General features: G+C 62.9%; 16 protein-coding genes. 6 read left to right on the forward strand and 10 right to left on the reverse strand.

Translation table 11 applies throughout. The features are described 5' to 3' along the window. Positions 1–72 precede the first annotated feature (72 nt). Together PSH94_RS17220 and pap are read right to left on the reverse strand one after the other, a co-directional pair. Positions 73–1,257, reverse strand: a complete 1,185-nt coding sequence (locus PSH94_RS17220; RefSeq protein ID WP_305435457.1) for a thiolase family protein — start codon at positions 1,255–1,257, stop codon at positions 73–75. A 238-nt stretch (positions 1,258–1,495) separates the two neighbouring features. Next, on the reverse strand, positions 1,496–3,010 hold the full coding sequence (gene pap, locus PSH94_RS17225) for a polyphosphate:AMP phosphotransferase (protein ID WP_305435458.1): 1,515 nt from the start codon (positions 3,008–3,010) through the stop codon (positions 1,496–1,498). Between the two features lie 156 nt (positions 3,011–3,166). Here pap and mnmC point away from each other — a divergent pair, with 156 nt between their 5' ends. Next, positions 3,167–5,149 carry a bifunctional tRNA (5-methylaminomethyl-2-thiouridine)(34)-methyltransferase MnmD/FAD-dependent 5-carboxymethylaminomethyl-2-thiouridine(34) oxidoreductase MnmC gene (gene mnmC / locus PSH94_RS17230; RefSeq protein ID WP_305435460.1) on the forward strand — a complete coding sequence of 661 codons (1,983 nt, stop codon included), beginning with the start codon at positions 3,167–3,169 and terminating at the stop codon, positions 5,147–5,149. A gap of 53 nt (positions 5,150–5,202) precedes the next feature. Here the strand turns inward: mnmC and PSH94_RS17235 are convergent, their stop codons facing one another. Continuing rightward, the gene (locus PSH94_RS17235) at positions 5,203–10,020 is read right to left on the reverse strand and encodes an NEL-type E3 ubiquitin ligase domain-containing protein (RefSeq protein WP_305435461.1); all 4,818 of its coding nucleotides are present in this window, start codon (positions 10,018–10,020) and stop codon (positions 5,203–5,205) included. A gap of 297 nt (positions 10,021–10,317) precedes the next feature. Between PSH94_RS17235 and PSH94_RS17240 the strand changes: the two genes are divergently transcribed. The 4 genes from PSH94_RS17240 to PSH94_RS17255 all read left to right on the forward strand — a co-directional run bounded on the left by PSH94_RS17240 (position 10,318) and on the right by PSH94_RS17255 (position 15,412). After that, on the forward strand, positions 10,318–12,090 hold the full coding sequence (locus PSH94_RS17240) for an N-acetylglutaminylglutamine amidotransferase (RefSeq protein ID WP_305435463.1): 1,773 nt from the start codon (positions 10,318–10,320) through the stop codon (positions 12,088–12,090). Positions 12,091–12,093: 3 nt separating this feature from the next. After that, a complete protein-coding gene (gene ngg, locus PSH94_RS17245) occupies positions 12,094–13,827 on the forward strand; it encodes an N-acetylglutaminylglutamine synthetase (RefSeq protein ID WP_305435465.1) in 1,734 nt (577 codons plus the stop codon). Between the two features lie 113 nt (positions 13,828–13,940). Then, positions 13,941–15,125, forward strand: coding sequence for an osmoprotectant NAGGN system M42 family peptidase (locus PSH94_RS17250; RefSeq protein WP_181075680.1), 1,185 nt, complete (start codon positions 13,941–13,943; stop codon positions 15,123–15,125). A gap of 59 nt (positions 15,126–15,184) precedes the next feature. After that, positions 15,185–15,412: a YheU family protein gene (locus PSH94_RS17255; RefSeq protein ID WP_003192759.1), complete on the forward strand. Its 228-nt coding sequence runs from the start codon at positions 15,185–15,187 to the stop codon at positions 15,410–15,412. 9 nt (positions 15,413–15,421) lie between these two features. Here the strand turns inward: PSH94_RS17255 and csrA are convergent, their stop codons facing one another. Both csrA and PSH94_RS17265 read right to left on the reverse strand, forming a co-directional pair. Then, entirely contained in the window at positions 15,422–15,625 is a 204-nt protein-coding gene (gene csrA, locus PSH94_RS17260; protein ID WP_181075682.1) for a carbon storage regulator CsrA, read from the reverse strand. A 222-nt stretch (positions 15,626–15,847) separates the two neighbouring features. Further along, positions 15,848–16,663 carry an SDR family oxidoreductase gene (locus tag PSH94_RS17265; protein WP_181075684.1) on the reverse strand — a complete coding sequence of 272 codons (816 nt, stop codon included), beginning with the start codon at positions 16,661–16,663 and terminating at the stop codon, positions 15,848–15,850. 330 nt (positions 16,664–16,993) lie between these two features. On the opposite strand from PSH94_RS17265, the gene PSH94_RS17270 reads away from it, so the two are divergent. Next, positions 16,994–17,146, forward strand: a complete 153-nt coding sequence (locus tag PSH94_RS17270) for a DUF3309 family protein (protein ID WP_003192767.1) — start codon at positions 16,994–16,996, stop codon at positions 17,144–17,146. A 56-nt stretch (positions 17,147–17,202) separates the two neighbouring features. On the opposite strand, the gene PSH94_RS17275 is transcribed toward PSH94_RS17270, so the two are convergent. The 5 genes from PSH94_RS17275 to PSH94_RS17295 form a co-directional block, all read right to left on the reverse strand. After that, positions 17,203–19,290: an LTA synthase family protein gene (locus PSH94_RS17275; RefSeq protein ID WP_305435467.1), complete on the reverse strand. Its 2,088-nt coding sequence runs from the start codon at positions 19,288–19,290 to the stop codon at positions 17,203–17,205. A gap of 292 nt (positions 19,291–19,582) precedes the next feature. Then, positions 19,583–19,774, reverse strand: a complete 192-nt coding sequence (locus tag PSH94_RS17280) for a PLDc N-terminal domain-containing protein (RefSeq protein WP_003172956.1) — start codon at positions 19,772–19,774, stop codon at positions 19,583–19,585. A gap of 67 nt (positions 19,775–19,841) precedes the next feature. Further along, positions 19,842–20,372, reverse strand: a complete 531-nt coding sequence (locus PSH94_RS17285) for a hypothetical protein (protein ID WP_305435469.1) — start codon at positions 20,370–20,372, stop codon at positions 19,842–19,844. 41 nt (positions 20,373–20,413) lie between these two features. After that, positions 20,414–20,926 carry an ankyrin repeat domain-containing protein gene (locus tag PSH94_RS17290; protein WP_253508684.1) on the reverse strand — a complete coding sequence of 171 codons (513 nt, stop codon included), beginning with the start codon at positions 20,924–20,926 and terminating at the stop codon, positions 20,414–20,416. A gap of 107 nt (positions 20,927–21,033) precedes the next feature. Further along, entirely contained in the window at positions 21,034–22,857 is a 1,824-nt protein-coding gene (locus PSH94_RS17295; RefSeq protein ID WP_285427930.1) for a long-chain-acyl-CoA synthetase, read from the reverse strand. Positions 22,858–23,036: the final 179 nt, after the last annotated feature.

Consider the following 23,036-nt stretch of genomic DNA (forward strand, 5'->3'; position numbering starts at 1 on the left):
AGGGGCAAGTGCACGAATTGGGATACGGCGCCGTTTAACGGTGGGAGCGGTTGCACCCCTCCCACCTGTGGCTCAGCGCACGGCTTCGAAGAGTCCGGTGCCCCCCATGCCGCCGCCCACGCACATGGTGACGATGCCGTAACGCAGGTTGCGCCGTTGCAGTTCACGCACCAGATGCCCCACCTGCCGCGAGCCGGTCATGCCGAACGGATGGCCGATGGAAATCGAGCCGCCGTTGACGTTGTATCTGGCGTTGTCGATTTCCAGGCGATCGCGCGCATACAGGCACTGCGAAGCGAACGCCTCATTGAGTTCCCACAGGTCGATGTCCGCCACCTGCAGGCCCTTGGCCTTGAGCAACTTGGGCACCGAGAACACCGGGCCGATGCCCATTTCATCCGGCTCGCAGCCCGCGACGGCGAACCCGCGGAAAAACGCCTTGGGCTTGAGCCCCAGCGCCAGGGCCTTGTCCAGGCTCATCACCAGGGTCATCGAGGCGCCGTCGGAGAGCTGCGAGGAGTTGCCCGCCGTGACCGAACCGTCTTCGGCAAACACCGGCTTCAACCCGGCCAGGCTGTCCAGGGTGGTGTCGGGGCGGTTGCAGTCGTCGCGGTCGACCACGCCATCGAGGATCTGCACCGCGCCGGTGGCTTTGTCTTCGACTTTGTATTTGACGGCCATGGCCACGATTTCATCGTCGAACAAGCCGTCCGCCTGGGCCTGGGCCGTGCGTTGCTGGCTTTGCAGGGCGTAGAGGTCCTGGGCCTGGCGGCTGACGTGGTAGCGCCGCGCGACGATCTCGGCGGTCTGGCCCATGGGAAAATAAATGCCGGGCACCTGCTCCTTGAGCAATGGGTTGATCAGGTTGTCGGTGTTGACGCTCTTCATGGTCAGGCTGATCGACTCCACGCCGCCGGCGACAATGATGTCGCTGCAGCCGGAGGCGATCTGGTTGGCGGCGATCGCGATCGCCTGCAACCCCGAGGAGCAGAAGCGGTTGAGGGTCATGCCCGCCGTGCCGGTGCCCAACTGCGAAAGCACCGCCACATTGCGCCCGATGTTGTAGCCCTGAGCGCCCTCGTTGGAGCCGGCACCGACGATGCAGTCCTCGACGCTGGCCGGGTCGATGCCGTTGCGCGTCAGCAGCGCATTGACGCAATGGGCGGCCATGTCATCGGGGCGGGTCTGGTTGAACTTGCCGCGAAAGGACTTGGCCAGGCCGGTTCGCACGCTGTCGACGATCACTACTTCACGCATGGGCTACCTCGATCTTGTCATTGTTGGGAGATGGATCGAGGATAGATCCGTGCCTGCCCGACCGCGATGATCATTCATCGGGCGTATGCAAAAGCATGGTTCGGTGCAGGCGCTTGCTGTGGTGAGGGGCCAGTTGTGGTGAACGGGCTTGTCGAATCGTCGCACCGCCCGCGCTGGGCAAGCCTGCTCACCACAAAAAACCGCTCGCCACGACAGTCCCGCCTTTCATACAAGGGGATTATTTTTTGGTTTTCTTGCCGTGTTTATCGGATTGCGCAAACGCCTCTTCCAGCGCGCGGTTGATGGTGCGCAGGACCTTGATCCGGGCCCAGCGTTTGTCGTTGGCTTCCACCAGCGTCCATGACGATACCTCGGTGCTGGTGCGGTCGACCATGTCGCCCACGGCGGTGCGGTAGTCGTCCCACTTGTCGCGGTTGCGCCAGTCGTCTTCGGTGATCTTGAAGCGCTTGAACGGGATCGACTCGCGGGCCTGGAAGCGTTCCAGCTGGGTTTGCTTGTCGATGGCCAGCCAGAACTTGACCACAATCACTCCCGCATCGCGCAGTTGCTCTTCGAAGTCATTGATCTCACCGTAGGCACGCATCCAGTCCGCCGGGGTGCAGAAGCCTTCGATGCGTTCAACCAGCACGCGGCCGTACCACGAGCGGTCGAATACGGTGAACATGCCCCGCGCCGGGATTTTCTGCCAGAAGCGCCACAGGTATGGCTGGGCACGCTCGTCCTCGCTCGGCGCGGCAATCGGCACGATGTGGTACTGGCGCGGGTCCAGCGCCGCCGCCACGCGACGGATCGCGCCGCCCTTGCCCGCCGCGTCGTTGCCTTCGAACACCGTGACCAGCGCGTGCCGACGCATACGCTTGTCGCGCATCAGGCCTGAGAGGCGCGCCTGTTCGGTGATCAGTTGTTCTTCGTACTCGTCCTTGTCCAGGCGCAGGCTCATGTCGAGGCTGTCGAGCAGGCTCTTGCGGTCAACCGACGCCAGCAGCGGCGCGGGGTTCATGCCGCTGGTCCTGGCCTTGGCCAGTTTCAGGGCATTGTGCAAGCCATCGAGGAGGATCTTGCCCACGGTCAGCCCACGATAATGCGGGTCGACACCTTCGATCACATGCCACGGCGCATAGTCGCGACTGGTGCGGCGCAGCACGCGTTCGCCGAAGTGCACGAACTTGTCGTAGGTTTTGGACTGCTGCCAGTCCAGCGGGCTGATGCGCCAACTGTGCAGCGGGTCGTCGGCCAGCGCCTTGAGCCGCGCCTTCATTTGTTTCTTGGAAAGGTGGAACCAGAACTTGAAGATCAGCGCGCCTTCGTCGCAGAGCATTTTCTCCAGGCGTTCGGCGCCGGCGATGGCCTGGTCGAGCCGCGCGTCCTTGATCTGGCCGTGCACGCGGCCTTGCAGCATCTGGCTGTACCAGTTGCCGAAAAACACACCCATGCGCCCCTTGGCGGGCAGCTGGCGCCAATAGCGCCAGGCCGGCGGGCGCGCCAGTTCTTCGTCGGTCTGCTGGTCGAAGGTGCGCACCTCGATCAGGCGCGGGTCCATCCATTCGTTGAGCAACTTGACGGTCTCGCCCTTGCCGGCCCCTTCGATGCCGTTGATCAGCACGATCACCGGAAAGCGTTTTTGCTGCTGCAGCTCGTACTGCACTTCCAGCAAGGCTTCGCGCAGGGCCGGCACTTCGGCGTCGTAGGTGGCTTTGTCAATGGCGTGACCGATTTCGGCAGATTCGAACATGGGCGGCTCCGTTCCAGAAGTGAGCAAGACTAGCGGATTGGGCAACGCCGCGCGGGAGGAAATTCAATGCACCGTTGCCGTAGATCAATTCAGATCGAGTTGATCGGCTAGAATGGCGGCCTCGCCTTTACCTGCTGCCATTTTTCAGAGCCGCCCATGAACCCCGTACCGCCCAACGCCCAACTCGACTGGGACGCAGAAGGTCGCCCGCATTCGCGGGTATTCGACGACGTGTATTTCTCCGACCAATCGGGCCTGGAAGAAACCCGTTATGTGTTCCTGGAACAGAATCGCCTGCGCGAGCGCTTCGCCGCCCTCAAGCCCGGCGAGCGCCTGGTGATCGGCGAAACCGGCTTCGGCACCGGCTTGAACTTCCTCTGCGCCTGGCAATTGTTCGCGCAGCACGCCTGCGCCGGGGCGCGCCTGCACTTTATCAGCGTGGAAAAATACCCGCTTACCCATGCCGACCTGCACCGCGCCCTCGCCCTCTGGCCGCAGTTGCAACCGCTGGCCGAGCAGTTGCTGGGCCAGTACCAGGCAATCCATCCAGGCTTTCAACGGCTGCTGCTGGACCGCGGCCGTGTGACACTGACGCTGCTGGTCGGCGATGCCATGGAGCAATTGTCGCAACTGGACGCCCAGGTCGACGCCTGGTTTCTCGACGGGTTCGCCCCGGCCAAAAACCCCGACATGTGGACCGCCGAGCTCTTCGCCGAACTGGCGCGGCTGGCGGCGCCTGGGTCGACCATCAGCACGTTCACCAGCACCGGTTGGGTGCGGCGACTGATCAACGCCGCCGGGTTCAAGATGAAACGCACTCCGGGCATCGGGCATAAATGGGAGATCCTGCGCGGCGAGTTTGTCGGTTGGCCGGCCGACACGCCGCCACCGGCGCCGGATAAACCGTGGTTCGCCCGCCCGCCTGCGGCCCACGCTGAGCGCAGCGCCCTGGTGATCGGCGGCGGCCTGGCCGGCTGCACCACGGCGGCCAGCCTGGCTGCGCGCGGCTGGCGCGTGACCTTGCTGGAACGCCACGCGGGCCTGGCGCAGGAAGCGTCGGGCAACCCGCAGGGGGTGCTGTACCTCAAGCTGTCGGCCCATGGCACGGCGTTGTCGCAGCTGATCCTCAGCGGCTTCGGCCACACCCGGCGCCTGCTCGAACACCTGCAGCGCGGTGTCGACTGGGACGACTGCGGCGTGCTGCAACTGGCGTTCAATGCCAGGGAAGCCGAGCGCCAGGCCCAGTTGGCCGCCGCCTTCGCGCCGACGTTGTTGCACCCCCTGGACCCGGCCCAGGCCCAGGCCCGCGCCGGCGTGGCTGTGGATCATGGCGGGCTGTTTTTCCCGGAAGGCGGCTGGGTACATCCGCCGGCCCTGTGCGAATGGCAAGCGCGTCACCCGCTGATCGAGGTGCTGCAGCACCGTGAAGTGGTGCATCTGCAACGGGCGCAAGGCCAGTGGCAGGCCCGCGACGGCGACACGGTGCTGGCCAGCGCCAGCGTGGTGGTGCTGGCCGGTGCCGCCGAGATCAAGCGCTTCCCCTTCAGCGCCGAGCTGCCGCTCAAACGCATTCGCGGGCAAATCACCCGCCTGCCCCAGACCGTCGCCAGCCAGGCCCTGGCCACGGTGGTCTGCGCCGAAGGCTACGTCGCCCCGGCGCGCCTGGGGGAGCACACCCTGGGCGCCAGTTTCGATTTCAAGCACGACGACCTGACCCCGACAGTGGCCGAGCACGTCGGCAACCTGGCCATGCTGCGCGAGATCTCCCAGGACCTGGCGCAGCGCCTGGACGCCGACCGCCTGGCCCCCGAACACCTGCAAGGCCGCGCGGCGTTTCGCTGCACCAGCCCCGACTACCTGCCGATTGTCGGGCCGTTGGCCGAGCGCGGCGCCTTCGACGAGGCCTACGCGGCGCTGCGCAAGGATGCGCGCCAGGTGCCCGACGCCGCCTGCCCGTGGATCGACGGCGTGTATGTGAACAGCGGCCACGGCTCACGCGGCCTGGTGACGGCGCCCTTATGCGCCGAACTGCTGGCGGCCTGGCTGGACAACGAGCCGCTGCCCGTGCCACGCAGTGTGGCCGAGGCGTGCCACCCCAATCGCTTCGCCTTGCGGGCGTTGATGCGCAATCAATCTTGAGATTCGCGCCAGGTATGGGGCGAGCGGGCAGGCTCTACCGTGGCCAATCAAGGTCACGGAACAGGAGCCTCGCATAAGCCCTGCGCATCGTTTTTCAGGGCCTCTTCGGTCAGACCATTGAGTTCGGCTTTTTCCGCGGCCGCCTGCTCCACCATCAGCAGGTTCACCTGCCGGCTGTAGTCCGCGTACTCCAGCGTATCGACCTGCTCAAACAAGGCATTCATGCGTTGGTCGAACGGCTCGTACAAGCGTTCGAACCGGTCTCTGTAGGTTTTTTTCAGATAGCGGACCCATAACGGTAACTCGACCAGATAATTGACCAGCGCCGGGGACAACTCCGCCGAGCGGAGTTCAAAGGCTGCGCTCGTCATGTCTTGCGGCGTCACCCCACCCAGGCGGGCATAACGCATATGCCGAGGCTGGCCCGGCAGATAAAACCGGTCGGCCAGGCCGGTCCGGAACGCGAGGCTCACCTCCAGAGGATCGGCAGCCGGATTCTGGTCACTGTGGCGCTTGGCATATTGCTCAAGCCGGTCAAGACGAAACAGTCCCTGGCCCAGACGCAAAAGCGGCTTGGCCGTGAGCACCCCACCTTCAACGCTTTCGGCCGCGATATGCACTTCGACGAGCACCTCAAGGCTGGCGAAGTTCACAGCGGCGGCGTCATCACAATTGATCGGGGTGGCCGCGCGATCGAAGATTTCGTCGCGCAGGTTTTCGTCGTCGGCGGCGGCCTCCAGTACCCGCCAGACCCGCCGGCGCATGTCTTCACGCACCTGGGTGGCATCGGCCGTGCCCCCCACCTCGGTGAGCAACTTGAACAGGCCCTCGGAGCGAGGCTCGTTCTTGAGCGCCGCCCAGGTCGCCTCGCGGATCGGGAAGTCCGCGCCGCTGTCCTGCAGCCATAAATCGCGGGCCTTTTGTTCGTTCATGCGTGCGATGTTGTCTTCCAGAATGCCCATGCCGATGCCCGTACGCTTGCGGTAATCGCCAAGCAACCGGTGGCTGGGCGTGTCCAGGGGGTTTTGGCGCAGGTTGAGGGTTCTGGCCACGCGGCTGGGCAACTCGAACACCCACGGCGGCAGGCTGGAGATGTCGTTCTCGCGCAGGTCCAGGTACTCCAGGTAAGGCAGCCTGGCCAACCCGCCGGGCAGTTCCTTGAGTCGGCAGTTGCGCATGAACAAAGCGCGCAGGCTGAACAGGCGGCTGATGGGCGGCGGGTCTACCAAGGGGTTGTCATTGAGGCCCAACACCTCAAGGTCGGTGAAGCCCGCCAGTTTGGCGCGGGTGTATTGGGTCAGTTGCAGCCGGTTGTTATCCAGATACAGGCGCTTGAGCTGGGGCATCCGCGACAGCGCTTCGGGCAGCCGGCTTATGCGGTTGCCTTGCAGCTCCAGCGTTTGCACGCCCGGGAAGTGCTTGAGGAAATACGCCACATCGTCATTAAGCCCCATGTGGTTAAGCGACAACTTGCGAATAGCTGCAAAGCTGACCTCGGCCGGCAACGTCGGCAGCGGCCCCACTTCCATGCCATCGAGGTTCAGCGCCAGTACCCTCACCCCTTCGGCATCCGGCTGCCGGGTCATCTGCTTCCAGGCGTCTTCGATCCTGCGCATCGTGTAATGACGGCTCATGCGGTAGTCATCGATGGGCCTGGGCAAGCCGGCCAATGAGGTCTTGTCCCGCCGCCAGGCCTTCAGCGCGCGGTGCAGGGCGTCGAACTCTTGTTCAAGCGCCTGCACCGCTCTGGCACGGGATAAAGGGTCGGCGCCCTGCTCATCAAGAAACGCCGCGATCTGCGCATCGCTGAACAACGGGTACAGATGCCTGACCTTGGCCACCAGTGCGCGCGGGTGCTGCGCCGGGTTGATCTGGGCAGCCACTGTGCACAGCACCGGCGGCTCGGGCACGGCACGCTCCGGATACAGGTAGCGCGACAGCCGCGGGCGCCGGGTTTCGGCCTCCGTCATCAGCGCATAGCGCAGATAGCCACTGTTTGCCCTGCCGGTCACGCTCAGGTCACGGCGCTGATCCGGCGAGAGGGTGTCGAGAAGCGCTTGATAAATGCCCTCGTGGCCCGAGGCGATTTCACCCACGGCGCGGCCCTGCTCGTCAAACGCCTGAAAGCCCTGTTCGGACTTGACCACGACACGCCGCACAGTGGCCGCCTCGGCACTGGACTCACCGAGCACACGCCCACTGAAAGAACCCTCGCGCAGTTGCACGGATAACTCGCCCGGCCAGCCGGGTACCCGCCTCAGCAGGCCGACGGCCAGACGCTGGGTATTTTCATTGGCCAGTTCCGGCAGCAACAGGCCGAACAGCGCCTGGTCTTGCTCCAGATCCTGCAGTGCCGCACGGGTACGCTGCGCCAGCCCCAAGGGCACGCGCCGGCTGTCGCGCAGGCGCCAGCGCTGTGTGGTGGGGCTGTCTGACAGCAACTCCCAGGCGACCCGGTTCGGCAATGCGGGGTAATGGGACTTGAGCACGCCGTAGTGGGTGTCCACCTGCGCTTCGGTTTGTTCGTACAACTGCTCGTAGAGCGGGCGGTGGGTGCGCGCGAGGGAGGCGAGCAACTGCCGCGCCAACGTGGCCTGGCGCGCTTGAGGCGCTACTTCGGCACCAAGCAAAGTCTGGACCTCCTCGGGCTCCAATGCGTCCAGCACAGTGGACATCACCTCGCCCTCGTGCAATTGCTGCTCGGTGATGTGAATGCTCAGGTCCTCATAATCAGAAGGCGCTGTGTCGGGGTAGCGCTCGATCAAGTAGCCTTCACTGTCCAATACCTCGAAAAAACGCCCCTTTGGCCACCCCGACATCAGCGGCAACGCCAGCAATTGCGTAGGGGCCGTGTCGGCATCCGGACGCGGCTGATGCTCCAACTGCCAGATCAGGTCACGCACCTTCTGGTTCTGCTGCACGCGCACGATGCCGTCGCGAAAACGCTTGGGCAGCGCAAGATTCTGCCGGAAATGCAAGCGCAGGCGCGGCACGTCCAGGCCGGTGATGCTCGCCACGCTCCGCACGTGCTCCGGCGGCAAGGTCGCCAGGCTGGGGTCGAGCCGGATCAACAGGCGGTAAGCGTCGTCCCAGTCGTCCGGGCGCTCGAAAGTGAACCGCCAGCCGCCCTGGAAGTTGTGGCTCAAGGGCGGACGATACGCGCTGTCACGCAGGGGGTGGCGGACCCGCCAATGGCCGGAGGGCGCATCGTAGGCGATGGAATAAAGCGCGCCGTCGATCTTGACGTAGGACTGGCCGTTGACCTGATAAATACCGCGCGTGTTGGCACTTGTCTGCGCGTCGACGTCCAGGGACTGCCGATAGGTCCCTAGACGTCGTCGCCACAGCCGCGGTCCGACACCCTGTTGTTCGATGGCTTCCATTTTGTCGAAGAAGCGCGTCGCGCCGATGCGGGTCGTCTGGACGACCTTGCTGACAGCCTTGACCCCGGCGGCGAACAGTGCCATGCCGGCGAGGTTCTCCGCTACGTTGACCAAGTGCCCGAACGCCTCGGTTTTCTCGCCGTGGGTCCAGTCATCAATGCCTTCGAAGACTTCACCGAGCAGTTGCCCGATGGCCACGCCGGTCATCAGTTGCCCGAGTACCGGCACCACCAGTCCGGCTAGGCCCAACACGGTCAGCCCCGCATTGAGGTAGTCCTGCAGGCGCCGCCGCTGTTGCTCCTGGTCCGCGCTGGGCACGGGCACCGCCAGCACTTCGGCATCGCGCTGGAGCTTGCACACCAGCGCCGTAAAAAAGAACCACGACAGGTTGGCGGTGACGGGCATCGGTTCAACCCGACCGAGGGTTTTGTCCTGGTCGATGTGCTGGAAAAAGTCGAACCGCTGCGACTCGTCGAGGTAGCGGGTGAAAAAGCGCCGGTACTCGGGCACCTGCAGCTTGAGCGACAGGTAGGTGGTGAAGTCCTCCAGCGACGGGTATTCGAACCATGGCCTCAGAGGATCGCCGGGCATATACACCAGCACGGGGCCGGTGGAAAAATCCTCGGCGCCCGCCTGACTGAACACCAGCACACCCCACAGGTTGGCATGATGAGCCGCGATGCCCTGCCAGCGCAGCGGCTGCCCATTGAACCGCACGTGGGTGAGGCGGTTGGCGGGCCGATCGGCATCGACCAGTGTTTGCAAAGCCGCGTACGCCGCCTGGCCGACATCGCCTTTGGCGAAAGCGATATGCAGGTCGACCAGCATGTTCATGCACATGGCCGGGCCGATGGCAGCGATTGTCGGGTTGTAATCCAGTTCAGCGTTCACCGGTTCGTCAGGTGCCGGCAGGTTGAACACCTCGCGCAGGTGCTGCTGGTAAGCGCCGCCGACATCCAATTCGCGGCAAGCGTCTACAAAGGCCTGGGCGCTGAGCGCCTTGACCACGGACTGATCCGAAGCGCGTCGAATCACCGACCCTGGCGGCAGGCTGACTGACGCCACGGTTTGCATGGCGGCGTGCAGCAAGGTGTCGTTTTGCGCAGGCTCCATTTCAACATGGGGGCCCTCCAGCAGGCCGCCCGTCAGGAAATACACCCTGGGTACCTGCAGCAGGTCCCGTTCGACATTCAGGTCGGCCAGCCCCTTGGCGACCAACAGTGCCTGCAATCGGTCGCGGCAGAATTGCCGCAGCGGTATGACCCGTTCAAGCAGGCGCGCTGCCGTGTCGCGCGCGGGCTGACCGGCCTCGTAGCTGTTGAGCAGCGCCTGGCGCACCTGCGAGCTGGCGCCGGTCAGCCAGGTCGGCAACGTGCCTTGCAGTACCTGGGCCTTGTCCAGGTCGCCGGTCAGCTCCAGCAGCGTCGCCATCATGCTGTCGGGTGCGGTGGGATCGGGCGCGGTGGTGCCGTCAAGGGGTGAGTCCATGGCAATCGTCCTTATTGCATTGAATGATGCCTGCGGACGATACGTGCACAACGCCGGATAAAGGGTTCGAATACTGGGTGGATCGAGGCGCCTGAACCGCCGAACTTTGGATAAAAGCTTGACCTGTGCACCGCACATTCCGGGCAGGCCGCGCGCGCCGGTGAGGCGTCAAGGCGGATTGCCTTATAACGTATTGTTCTAAAACTCCCACAATCTGCTCGGGTCAGTTTCTGGGTACCCGCCGTTTTGGCGCGCGGTACTTCATCCCTCCCCAACGGAAAAACCGGTAAGGAATTTATGTGCGGATTAGCTGGTGAGTTACGTTTCGATGCCCAACCTGCCGACCTGGCTGCGGTTGAGCGCATCACCCATCATTTGGCGCCACGCGGCCCTGACGCGTGGGGCTTCCATGCCCAAGGGCCGATTGCCCTGGGCCATCGCCGTCTGAAAATCATGGACCTGTCGGATGGCTCCGCCCAACCGATGGTCGACGCCCAATTGGGGCTGTCCCTGGCGTTCAACGGTGCGATCTACAACTTCCCGGAACTGCGCCATGAGCTTGAAGCCCTCGGCTACGCGTTCTATTCCGGCGGCGACACCGAAGTGCTGCTCAAGGGTTATCACGCCTGGGGCGAAGCGCTGCTGCCCAAGCTCAATGGCATGTTTGCCTTCGCCATCTGGGAGCGCGATGCGCAGCGGCTGTTTATCGCCCGCGACCGCCTCGGCGTGAAGCCGTTGTACCTGTCGCGCACCGGTCAGCGCCTGCGCTTTGCCTCGGCGCTCCCGGCGCTGCTCAAGGGCGGCGATATCAACCCGATCCTCGATCCGGTGGCGCTCAACCATTACCTGAACTTCCACGCCGTGGTGCCGGCGCCGCGCACGTTGCTGGCGGGCATCGAAAAGCTGCCGCCGGCCAGCTGGATGCGCATCGACGCCGACGGCAAGACCGAGCAGAAAACCTGGTGGACCCTGCCCTACGGCCCCCATGACGATGAAAAAAGCCTGACCCTGCAAGACTGGACCGACCGCGTGCTCGACAGCACGCGCGAAGCCGTGGCGATCCGCCAACGCGCCGCCGTGGATGTGGGCGTGCTGCTCTCCGGCGGTGTCGATTCGAGCATGCTCGTGGGCCTGTTGCGGGAAGTCGGCGTGCAGGACCTGTCGACCTTCTCCATCGGTTTTGAAGATGCCGGCGGCGAGCGTGGTGACGAGTTCCAGTATTCGGACTTGATCGCCAGGCACTACGGCACGCGCCATCACCAGTTGCGCATTGCCGAAAGCGAAATCATCGAGCAACTGCCGGCGGCCTTCCGGGCCATGAGCGAGCCGATGGTCAGCCACGACTGCATCGCCTTCTACCTGCTGTCGCGGGAAGTGGCCAAGCATTGCAAGGTGGTACAGAGCGGCCAGGGCGCCGACGAATTGTTCGCCGGTTACCACTGGTACCCGCAAGTGGACGGCGCGAGCGAGCCGTACGCGGCCTATCGCGAGGCGTTTTTCGACCGCAGCTACGACGACTACGCGGCCACCGTCGCGCCCAAGTGGTTGACCGCCAACGACGCCGCCGGTGACTTCGTACGCGAGCATTTTGCGATGCCGGGCGCCGATGCCGCCGTGGACAAGGCTCTGCGCCTGGACAGCACGGTGATGCTGGTGGACGACCCGGTCAAGCGCGTCGACAACATGACCATGGCCTGGGGCCTGGAAGCGCGCACGCCCTTCCTCGACTATCGCCTGGTGGAACTCTCGGCCCGTGTGCCAGGTAAGTTCAAACTGCCCGATGGCGGCAAGCAGGTGCTTAAAGAGGCCGCGCGCCGAGTGATCCCCAGCGAGGTTATCGACCGCAAGAAAGGCTACTTCCCGGTGCCGGGTCTCAAGCATTTGCAGGGCGATACCCTCAACTGGGTGCGTGAATTGCTGCTGGACCCGAGCCAGGATCGCGGCCTGTTCAACCCAGCGATGCTCGATCGTCTGCTGACCGACCCCCAAGGCCAGCTGACCCCGCTGCGCGGCTCCAAGCTGTGGCAACTGGCAGCGCTGAACCTGTGGCTCAGCGAACAAGGAATCTGATTGATGAAACCTCACGCCGCGGCTTACAGCCAACGTTTGTTGAAGGGCCAGGCGCCGACCTATGAGCGCCTGCAGGCCCGCCTGGCCGAGGATGGCAGCCCCCTGGCCGCCGAGCCGATTGCGGTGCATTGCGGCTGGGGTCGCCTGTTGATCGGTCACACCTTTCCCGACCCGACCAGCCTGGCTAAAGAGTTGCTCAAAGAGCAGCCGGGGGAGCGCGATATCGCACTGTACGTGGCCGCGCCCCAGCAGATTCTGGGGATCGACCCGCAGCAATTGTTCCTCGACCCGTCCGACACCCTGCGTTTGTGGTTCAGCGACTATCGCCCGGCCACGCGAGTATTTCGCGGGTTCCGCATTCGCCGTGTGCAAAGCGAGGCGGATTGGCACGCGGTTAACCTGCTGTATCAAGGCCGGGGCATGTTGCCGGTGGACGCCGAGCGCCTCACTCCACGTCATCAGGGCGGCCCGGTGTACTGGCTGGCCGAGGATGAAGACAGCGGCGCGGTAATCGGCAGCGTCATGGGCCTGAACCATCAAAAAGCCTTTCACGACCCGGAAAACGGCTGCAGCCTATGGTGCCTGGCGGTCGACCCGCAGTGCACCCGCCCCGGTGTGGGCGAAGTGCTGGTGCGCCATTTGGTCGAACACTTTATGAGCCGTGGCCTGAGCTACCTCGACCTGTCGGTGCTGCACGATAACCGCCAGGCCAAGAACCTCTATGCCAAGCTGGGTTTTCGCGCGCTGACGACCTTTGCGATCAAGCACAAGAACGGCATCAACCAACCGCTGTTCCTTGGCCCCGGCCCCGAGGCGGGGTTCAACCCGTATGCGCGGATCATCGTCGAAGAAGCCCATCGGCGCGGCATCGATGTGCAGGTCGATGACGCCGATGCCGGGCTGTTCACCCTCAGTCATGGCGGGCGCCGGGTGCGCTGCCGCGAATCGTTGAGCGACCTGACCAGCGCCATCAGCATGACCCTGTGCCAGGACAAGAGCCTGACCCACAAGACCCTCGAGGCGGCCGGGTTGAACGTGCCGTCGCAGCAATTGGCGGGCAGCCCCGACGACAACCTGGAGTTCCTCGATCGACACCAGCGCATCGTGGTCAAGCCGCTCGATGGCGAACAGGGCCAGGGGGTGGCGGTGGATCTGCGCACCATTGAAGAGGTCCAGCAGGCCATCGAAGCGGCGCGCCAGTTCGACAGCCGCGTGCTGTTGGAGAGCTTCCACGAGGGCCTGGACCTGCGCATCCTGGTGATCGGTTTCGACGTGGTCGCCGCCGCGATTCGGCGTCCCGCCGAAGTCACCGGCGATGGTCAGCATTCCATCCGTGCGCTGATCGAAGCCCAGAGCCGACGTCGCCAGGCCGCCACCGACGGCGAAAGCAAGATCCCACTCGACGCCGAGACCGAACGCACCCTCGCCGCCGCCGGTTATGACTACAGCAGCATCCTGCCACGCGGCAAAACCCTGGCGGTGCGGCGTACCGCCAACCTGCACACCGGCGGTTGCCTGGAGGACGTCACCGCAATCCTGCACCCCACGCTGGTGGACGCCGCCGTGCGCGCCGCCCGTGCCCTGGACATCCCCATGGTGGGCCTGGACCTGATGGTGCCCGCCGCCGATCAACCCGAGTACGTGTTTATCGAAGCCAACGAACGGGCCGGCCTGGCCAACCACGAACCGCAGCCGACGGCCGAGCGATTTGTGGACCTTCTATTTCCACACAGTTAGAAGCCTCGAGTTACAAGCTGCAAGCTTCAAGAGTAGAGCATTGCCGGCAAGCCTCAGATACCGCTTTTAACTTGAAGCTTGCAGCTCAACGCTTGCAACTAAAGGAAACCTTTATGACCCGAACCATCCCAGAACCGGATCTCAACTACCTGCAAAAAGTCCTGCTGGAAATGCTCGCCATTCCCAGCCCTACCGGCTTCACCGACACCATCGTGCGCTATGTGGCCGAGCGCCTGGAAGAACTGGGCATTCCGTTTGAAATGACCCGGCGCGGCACTATTCGCGCCACGCTCAAGGGTCAGAAAAACAGCCCGGACCGCGCGGTGTCGGCGCACTTGGACACCATCGGCGCCGCCGTGCGCGCAATCAAGGACAACGGCCGCCTGACGCTGGCGCCGGTCGGTTGCTGGTCGAGCCGCTTTGCCGAAGGCAGCCGGGTCAGCCTGTTCACCGACAACGGTGTGATCCGTGGCAGCGTGTTGCCACTGATGGCCTCCGGGCATGCGTTCAACACCGCCGTGGATGAAATGCCGGTGAGCTGGGACCATGTCGAGCTACGCCTGGACGCCTACTGCGCGACCCGCGCCGACTGCGATTCCCTGGGGATCAGCGTGGGCGACTACGTGGCGTTCGACCCGTTGCCCGAGTTCACCGAAAGCGGGCATATCAGTGCCCGCCACCTGGACGACAAAGCCGGCGTCGCCGCCCTGCTCGCGGCGCTCAAGGCAATTGTCGACAGTGGCGAACCGTTGCTGATCGACTGTCATCCGCTGTTTACCATCACCGAAGAAACCGGCAGTGGTGCGGCGGCGGCGCTGCCTTGGGATGTGAGTGAATTTGTCGGTATCGACATCGCCCCGGTCGCGCCCGGCCAGCATTCCAGCGAGCATGCGGTGAGTGTGGCAATGCAGGATTCCGGCGGGCCGTACGACTATCACCTGTCCCGGCACCTGCTGCGCCTGGCGGCGGATAACGAACTGCCGGTGCGCCGTGATCTGTTCCGCTACTACTTCAGCGACGCCCATTCGGCGGTGACCGCCGGCCACGATATCCGCACCGCCCTGCTGGCATTCGGCTGCGATGCAACCCACGGCTATGAACGCACGCATATCGACAGCCTGGCCGCGCTGAGCCGCCTGCTGGGCGCGTATATTCTCAGCCCGCCGGTGTTCGCCAGCGACGCGCAACCGGCCCAAGGCTCACTGGACCGCTTCAGTCATCAGATCGAGCACGAAACGCAGATGGAGAGCGACACGCGAGTGCCATCGGTGGACAGCCTGATCGGTCAAAAGTCCTGACGCTGGCAACTGGAGTCCCGGCGCAGTAGGATCGCCGGGATCCAACACCCGAGGCTTGTATGCTGATTCCCTACGATGCACTTGAAGTCGACACCCTGACCCGCCTCATCGAAGACTTCGTCACCCGCGACGGCACCGACAACGGCGACGACACGCCGCTGGAAACCCGCGTGCTGCGCGTGCGCCAGGCGCTGACCAAGGGCCAGGCCCTGATTGTGTTCGACCCTGAAAGCGAGCAGTGCCAACTGATGCTCAAGCACGACGTGCCCAAGCATCTGTTCGACTGAGCGGATCTTTCAGGGGTTGGGCACCACCACCGGATGAGTGGCGGGTCCCTGGCGCTTGAGGATTTTCTGGTACACCTCGGCGCGATGAACATTCACCCCGGCCGGGGCCTGGATGCCGAACTTCACGTGGTTCCCGTTCAATTCGACGATGTGCAAGGCGATGTCATCGCCGATGGAAATGCTTTCGCCTACGGCGCGGCTTAAGACCAGCATGGCGGTTGTCCTTTTAGAGTGACAGGACCCCGACCATGCGCGCCGGATGTAAAAGCATCAATGCCCTGCCCCTAAAACAGGCAGGCCCTACATCGACCGGTAATTTAACTGACAGACTGGGTGAAAGATGCGAAGGGGTTTTCCACTCTCTCACCTATGGTTTTCTACATAAATTCATCACCCTCGGGGGCAAGCCTGAGAAATTGAGGCTCTTGTGATGTTTCAGCCTTTGGTCGCCTGCGCCTTGGCGCGCATTTTGTCGGCCATGCTGGCCATTTCGTCATAAAGCAGTTGCGGGTTCTTTTGCTTCAATGCCCAGGCCATCCGCCCCTGTTCATGGGGCAGAATCATGAACTCGCCCTCGGCGACACGCTGGTAGATGTAATCGGCGATATCCGCCGCCGAGATCGGCGAACTCTCAAGCAACTTGCCTACCTGCGCTTTCATAGCCGGCGTGGGGCCTCGGAACGAGTCCAACAGGTTGGTCTGGAAAAACGATGGGCAGACCACGTGTACCCCGACTTCCTGTTGCCTGAGCTCCACCAGCAGGCTCTCCGACAGCGCCACCACGCCGGCCTTGGCCACGTTGTAGTTGCTCATGGCCGGGCCCTGCATCAGCGCCGCCATGGACGCGATGTTGATGATGCGACCCTTGCTCTTTTCCAGCAGCGGCAGGAACGCTTTGCAGCCCTTGACCACGCCCATCAGGTTGATTGCGATCTGCCAGTCCCAGTCTTCCAGCGACAGCTCCGCAAAGAACCCGCCGGAAGCCACCCCGGCGTTGTTGACGATCACATCGATCCCCCCCAACTTGACCTCGCAGGCCTGGGCAAACGCGGTGAGCTGGCTGTAGTCGCGGACATCGCAGCGCTGTACGAAGCCTTCGCCGCCGACTTCGCGTACCTGTTTGAGGGTTTCCTGCAGGCCGGGCTCACTCACATCCGACAAGGCCAACTGCCAGCCCTCGCGCGCCCAGCGCAGCGCGATTTCGCGACCCAGGCCGGAGCCGGCACCAGTGATCATCATGCGATTTTGCATAAGAAGTAGCCTTGTGGTTCACAGAAGAAGTGATCGGCAGTGTAGCGAAGGTTGTTGGGCGGCCCACTCACCATCAGAGTGATGAATGCCCCGGGCAAACCGGCGGCCAGGTCTGATGCCTGCGCTCGGCCTAAGTTCAATCTTTTTTCAACTAAGGCTTAGTCCGACGCAGTATTTAAAGGAAATAAGCTAGTTATCGAAATGGATTAAAAAAACAGGGAATTTTCTGTACGGCACTACAGTCGGAGTTGTTAAGGCGCCGGTAATTAACATTACGGTCCTACCGTTAAATAACCTGTCCTTGCATAAGGCCTATAAGGAAATAAAACCATGAGCCTCATTTTAATCATCATTCTGATCCTGCTGCTGGTCGGCGGTCTGCCGGTGTTCCCGCACTCGCGTAACTGGGGCTATGGCCCGTCGGGTATTCTGGGCGTGGTACTGGTAGTGCTGCTGGTGCTGTTGCTGCTCGGCAAGATATAAAAGCGCAGTCAAAAAAAAGAGGCCTTCAAGAAGGCCTCTTTTTTATTGCCGGTCAATCAGTCCGGCTTGCCGTCTACCACGCCCGCGGTATTGTCCAGCAGGCTCTTGGTGGCCGTTTGCAGGAACGACTCAAGTTTCTGCTTGAGTGCCGCCTCGTCCGAGGACTCGGGAATTAATTTACCGGTCGGGTTGGCGCCCAATTCGTACTGCCACAACTTTGGTGGCATTTCCTTGGGCAGTACCAGGATGCGGTCCGCCGTCACCAACGCCACGGTCTGATCGCTGCCCGAAGGCTTGATCACGCCGAAGCCCTTGTCGCCCTCCGGCAGGTTCAGCAGGTCGCGCCCCCAGCACTGGTGCAGGGTTTCGCCACCGAGGCGTCCCATGATGGTCGGCACGATGTCGATCTGCGTACCCACCGTGTGATCGCGCTCGCCGAACTTTTCCTGCATGCCCGGCGCGATCATCAGCATGGGCACGTTGAAGCGGCCCAGATCCATCTCGGTGATCTGCTGTTCGTTGCCGAAACCGTGATCGCCGACGATCACGAACAGGGTTTCCTTGAAGTACGGCTCTTTACGCGCCTTTTCAAAGAACTGGCCCAGGGCCCAGTCGGAGTAACGCATGGCGGTCAAGTGTTCGTTGAGACTGCCACGGTCGGTGACTTTCTCTACCGGCAATGGCGTGGGCAACGCGTACGGCGTGTGGTTGGACAGGGTTTGCAGCAGCGCGTAGAACGGCTTGCCGCCTTCACGAGCCTTCAGCTCTTGCAGGCCACGGTTGAACATGTCCTGGTCGGACACGCCCCAGGTCGGATCGGAGAACACCGGGTCGACGAAGTCGTTACGGCCGATGAAGTTGGTCATGCCCTGGTTGCTGAAGAAACCCGACTGGTTGTCCCAGGCGAAGTCGCCGTTGTAGACATACACGTCGTCGAACTTGCGCGCGCTGAGCAGCTGCGGCAGACCCGACAGTTTGTGGCTGCCTTCGGGGGTCTGCATCAGGTATTCGAAGCCCGGCAGGTTCGGGAAGCAGGCCATGGTGGCGAACATACCCTGGTGGGTGTGGGTACCGTTGGAGAAAAAGCGGTCGAACAGCAGGCCTTCCTTGGACAATTTGTCGAAGTATGGCGTGATGTCGCCCGGACGGCCCAGCGCACCCACCGAGTGGCCGGCGAAGCTTTCCATCAGGATCACGACAACGTTTTTGATCGGCAGGGTCTTCTCGGCCGGCGGCAGGTAGTCACGGCGTACGGCGGCAGTGTCGGTGTCTACCAGTTTTTCCGCCGGCAGTACCAGCATGTCGCGCACAGTCTGGGTCGCCAGCGGCTGTTCCAACGTGGCTTTCCAGATGTTGGAGCGGTCCTCGGAGAAGCGCGCCTTGGCCGCTGCAATCAGTGACAGTGTGCCGTTGAGGCCCAACTGGTTGGCGAAGTTGGACTCGGTGGTGTACACGTCGCCCCAGCGCAGCGGCGGGCCCTGGCGCAGGGTGCCACGGGCGGCGACCACGGCCACCAGCAGGCACACCACAAATACGGCGATGCGCGAATACCACGGCGCTACCTGGCGCGTACCGATGCTGCCGCCGCTGAACGGGCCGCGCGGGCGCGTGGCGCGGTCGGCGCCTTTGAATGCCATGCTCAGGATCAATGTACCCACGGCCCACGCCAGCAGGTAACGCACCACTGGGAAACCGTACCAGAGCATGCTCATCACGGTTTTGGGGTCTTCTTTCACATACTGGAACACCAGGCCGTTGAGACGCTGGTGGAACTCGCGATAGAAGTCCATTTCCATCAGGCCCAGGAACAGGGCAATGCTGGACGCGACGGTCAACCAGAAACGGAAGACCCCCCGCGCAGCCATCGCGCGCACGCTGAACAGCGCCAGCAACAGCGGGATGCTCAGGTACACCACCAGGCGCAGGTCCAGGCGCAGGCCGTTGCCGAACGCTTCGAGGAACGTCGAGGCCGGCGTGTCGAGGATCATCTCGCGGTTGTACACCAGCAGCGCCAGGCGCAGCAGGGAGAACATCACCATCATGATCAGTGCGCACAGCAGCGTGTAGGCCAGATGGGATTTGACGGTCGGTTGCAGCAGGCGAGTCGAGGCTCGCTGCTGGCTCAGGGCGTCCGGGTTTGCCATGTCGTTTCAGGACCCATTGGAAGTTGAAGTGACGAAGTATTGCAGTGGCGCGAATGGTGCCCGATCAATGCCATCAAGGCTATTAATTACTGAACGAGCACCGCTGCGCCGCCTTTAAAAGCGCCTGAGGCAGGGGCCTTGGCCGGGAGATGGAGCCGGGGGATTGTCTTGAATGGGATGTGAAAATTTTGTGCAGCGAATATTTGGACACACAAATCTGTGCAATGCGCTGAAAACCAGGCTGGGAGGGAGCAGGCCCCCTCCCACGCTTACCGTGCCGCTGAACGAGCTGTCAGATCCGCACGTTACCGCGCGGCCCGGCGATCGCCCAGATGATCAGGCCCAGCACCGGCAGCAGCAGGATCAGCAGGATCCACAACACCTTGGCCCCAGTGCTGGCGCCGCTTTTGAAGACGTTGATAATCGCCCAGATATCCAGCGCGAGGATGATCAGGCCGATCAGGCCGTTGAAAGTGGAACCCATGGTGTCGCTCCTAAGTGAGGGCATGCCCTTGTAGGATAGTCAGCCCCTGCCAGGGTTCCGTTTTATTTCAAACATGTACGGCGATTTTCAGGGCTTCCAGGGACGGCTCGGCCTTGATCCCGATCTCTTCGCACAACGCCAGCACGCGCGGCAAGGCATTGCCGTGGACCAGCACCACCTGGATGTCGTCGTCCAGCAACTGGCTGAAGTTCACCAGCACATAACCGCCGTCTTCCCGGCTCAAGGCGCTCATTTGCACCTGGATACGATTGAGCGCGGCCAGCGCCTCGGTCTTGGCCAGTTGCTTGGGCTTGAGGTTGAACGCCACGCCGGGGCCGAACGAAGCGACGATCTGGGCAAACAGGTCGCCATAAGTGTCGGCCTGGAACAACACCGTGTCGGGCAGGCTGCCGACTACGACCCACTCTCCCAGCGGAATCGGGAAGGTGTCGTCGTAGTTGATATCCGGGTTGGCCGCCAGAAACGCTGCCGGATCGGCGTAGGCCTGGGCTGCTTCCTCGGCGATGCGCGCCACCTCATCCTCGCCCATGACGCCGGCGCTGATGTGACTGATAAGTTCGACGAGGGCGGTTTTCATGGGGCATTCCTGCAGCGGTGTGATTTTCGAGGGCGCAAAGCCTACACCAGATTCTGCAAGCGCGCCGCCGTATCCATCGCACCCATGGTTTGCGCCGCCGCCAGCGCCGTAGCGCCCTGGGCGTCGGTGGCGTTGGGGTTGGCGCCCTGGGCGAGCAGGTAGTCGAGCATTTCAACGCGATTGAACATCGCCGCCATCATCAACGCGGTGCGACCGTCCGAAGATGCGGCCTCCACCGGTGTACCGCCTTCGATCAGGGCCTTGACCACGGGCAGGTTGCCTTTGAACGCCGCGCCGGCGATCGGTAATTGATTCTTGTCGTTGGCGATCAGCGGGTCGGCCTTGAACTCCAGCAATACTTTGACCGCTTCGGCATGGCCGTGGTACGCGGCGAGCATCAGCAAGGTGTCCCCATTGTGGTTGCGCAAGTTGGCCGGCAAACCCTTGGCCAGCAGCGCGGCGAGCATGGCGGCGTCGCCTTTGCGGGCCACATCGAAGACCTGTTCGGCAAATTCGGCGGCTTCGTCTTCGGTCATTTGTCGAGGGGTGGACATGCGAGGCTCCTTAGCGGGTGAGAATTCAAGTACTCATAGGGCGCCCAGTGTCGCGACGGAGTTCCCCACTGTCATGGCTTTTTTGTCAAAAGCCCCCATAGCCACAATCAATAGCGGAAATGGCCGCCCTGGATTTGCGCCAGTAACTCGCCGGTGACGGGTACGTACCCCTGCGACCCCGGCAGCCAGGCATACACCGGGTCGTTGCCCGCCCTGGCCGGGTCAAAGGCTTCCTCCTTAAGCCGTACTTTCTGGTACTTGAAGGTGCCGGTGGTTTCCATCTGCACCTTGATCCGCAGGAATAGCGGCACTGCGTAGGGGGGCAACTGACTGTGGGCAAATTGCAGCAGTTCACGCATGTCCAGTGCGGCCAGAGACTCGCTTGGGGTGATCGCGACCATGCCGGCGCGCCCGTTGGTGTTGTTGATTTCAACGCCATAGGCCACCACTTCGGCGATCTGCGGATGCTGCAGCAGCACATTCTCGACCTCGGTGGTGGAAACGTTTTCACCCTTCCAACGATAAGTGTCCCCCAGGCGATCGACGAACTGCGCATGGCCGAACCCGATGCTGCGCAACAGATCGCCGGTATTGAAGTAGCGATCACCCGGTTCGAAGACGTCGGTGAGGATGACCCTGAGATTCTTTTCCGGGTCGGTGTAACCGTCGAAGGGCGACTTGTCATCGATCCTGGCCAGCAACAGCCCCTGCCCGCCCGTCTGCACCTTGCGCATGAAACCATCGCCGCCACGAATGGGTTCGCCGCTGTCATGGGCGTAGTCCACCAGTGCCCAATGCTGCAGGCAAAAGCCGATGGTGTTGTCGAAATTCAGCACGTTGGTAAAACCGATATTGCCGTCACTGGCAGCGTATAACTCGCAGACATGCGCCACGCCGTATCGCGCCTTGAACTGGGCCCATACACCGGGGCGCAGGCCATTGCCGACCATTTTGGTGACACGGTGGGCTCGATCGCTTTCGCTCGGCGGCTGGTCGAGCAGGTAACGGCACAACTCCCCCACATAGCCCAGGGTGGTCGCGTTGAACGTGCGCACATCGTCCCAGAACTGGCTGGCGCTGAACTTGCGGCGGATAGCGAACCCCGACGCGCCGACAATCGCCGAGCCCCAGCACACACACAGGCCGGTGGCGTGGTACAGCGGCAAGGTGCAATAGAGAACGTCGTCAGGGCCCATGTCCAGGGCGATACGGCCGAAACTCACGGCGGTCCTGGTCCAGCGCCCGTGTTTCATGATGCCGGCCTTGGGCAGGCCAGTCGTGCCGGAGGTATAGATATAGAAACAGGGGTCGTTGAAGAACACCTGGGCAGTGCTGGCCGGGTTGCCCTCCGGGCAGTCGGCACTGGCCGCGATCAGTTCGATATAGCCCTCGGGCTCTGGTGCGGGCTGGTCAGGAATGAACCAGGTGCGCGCGGCCTGGATCGATACCTGATCGCGCACAGCGTCATAGGCCCCCATCAATTCCCCGCCGACCACAATCGCCACCGGGCTGACCAGGTTGAGGCTGTGCACCAACGTTGCCTGGGTTTGCGCGGTATTGACCATCGCGCAGACGCCACCCAGCTTGGCTACCGCCAGCACACACAGCAGCAACTCGGGGCGGTTTTCAATAAACAGCGCAACGACGTCCCCCTTGCCCACGCCTTGGGCCTGCAGGTAATGGGCGATACGGTTGGCCTGCCGATTGACGTCGGCGTAACTGAGCACGCGGTCGCCATACAGCACCGCGTGGCCGTGCGGGTTGCGCAAGGTGGCTTGCTCGAAGTGCCAACCCAGCCCGCACGGTTGGCCGGGGTCGGTGACATTCGCCGCGCGCAGACCGCGCACCACGCGCGGCAGCGCGCGGACAATGGCGGGCACCTTACGCAGCATCTTGCCCCAGGTGATCATGTCGCCGTGCGGAGGGTTCATGGTGGAACGTCCTTTTTCTTATTCTTCGAATGATGCACAGGCAGCAGCTTCACCGTAGGACGCTGCCAGATACCTAGCGGGAAAATACGTGAGCCCCTCTTCAGCTGTACACGCGGGATTTGAAAAGTTTTGTATCCCGACAGGCGTGCTCGGCAAAAGGGAATTTAGCGGCGCCTGCG

It is taken from the genome of Pseudomonas sp. FP2254 (genome assembly GCF_030687695.1).
Taxonomy (GTDB): Bacteria; Pseudomonadota; Gammaproteobacteria; order Pseudomonadales; family Pseudomonadaceae; genus Aquipseudomonas; species Aquipseudomonas quebecensis.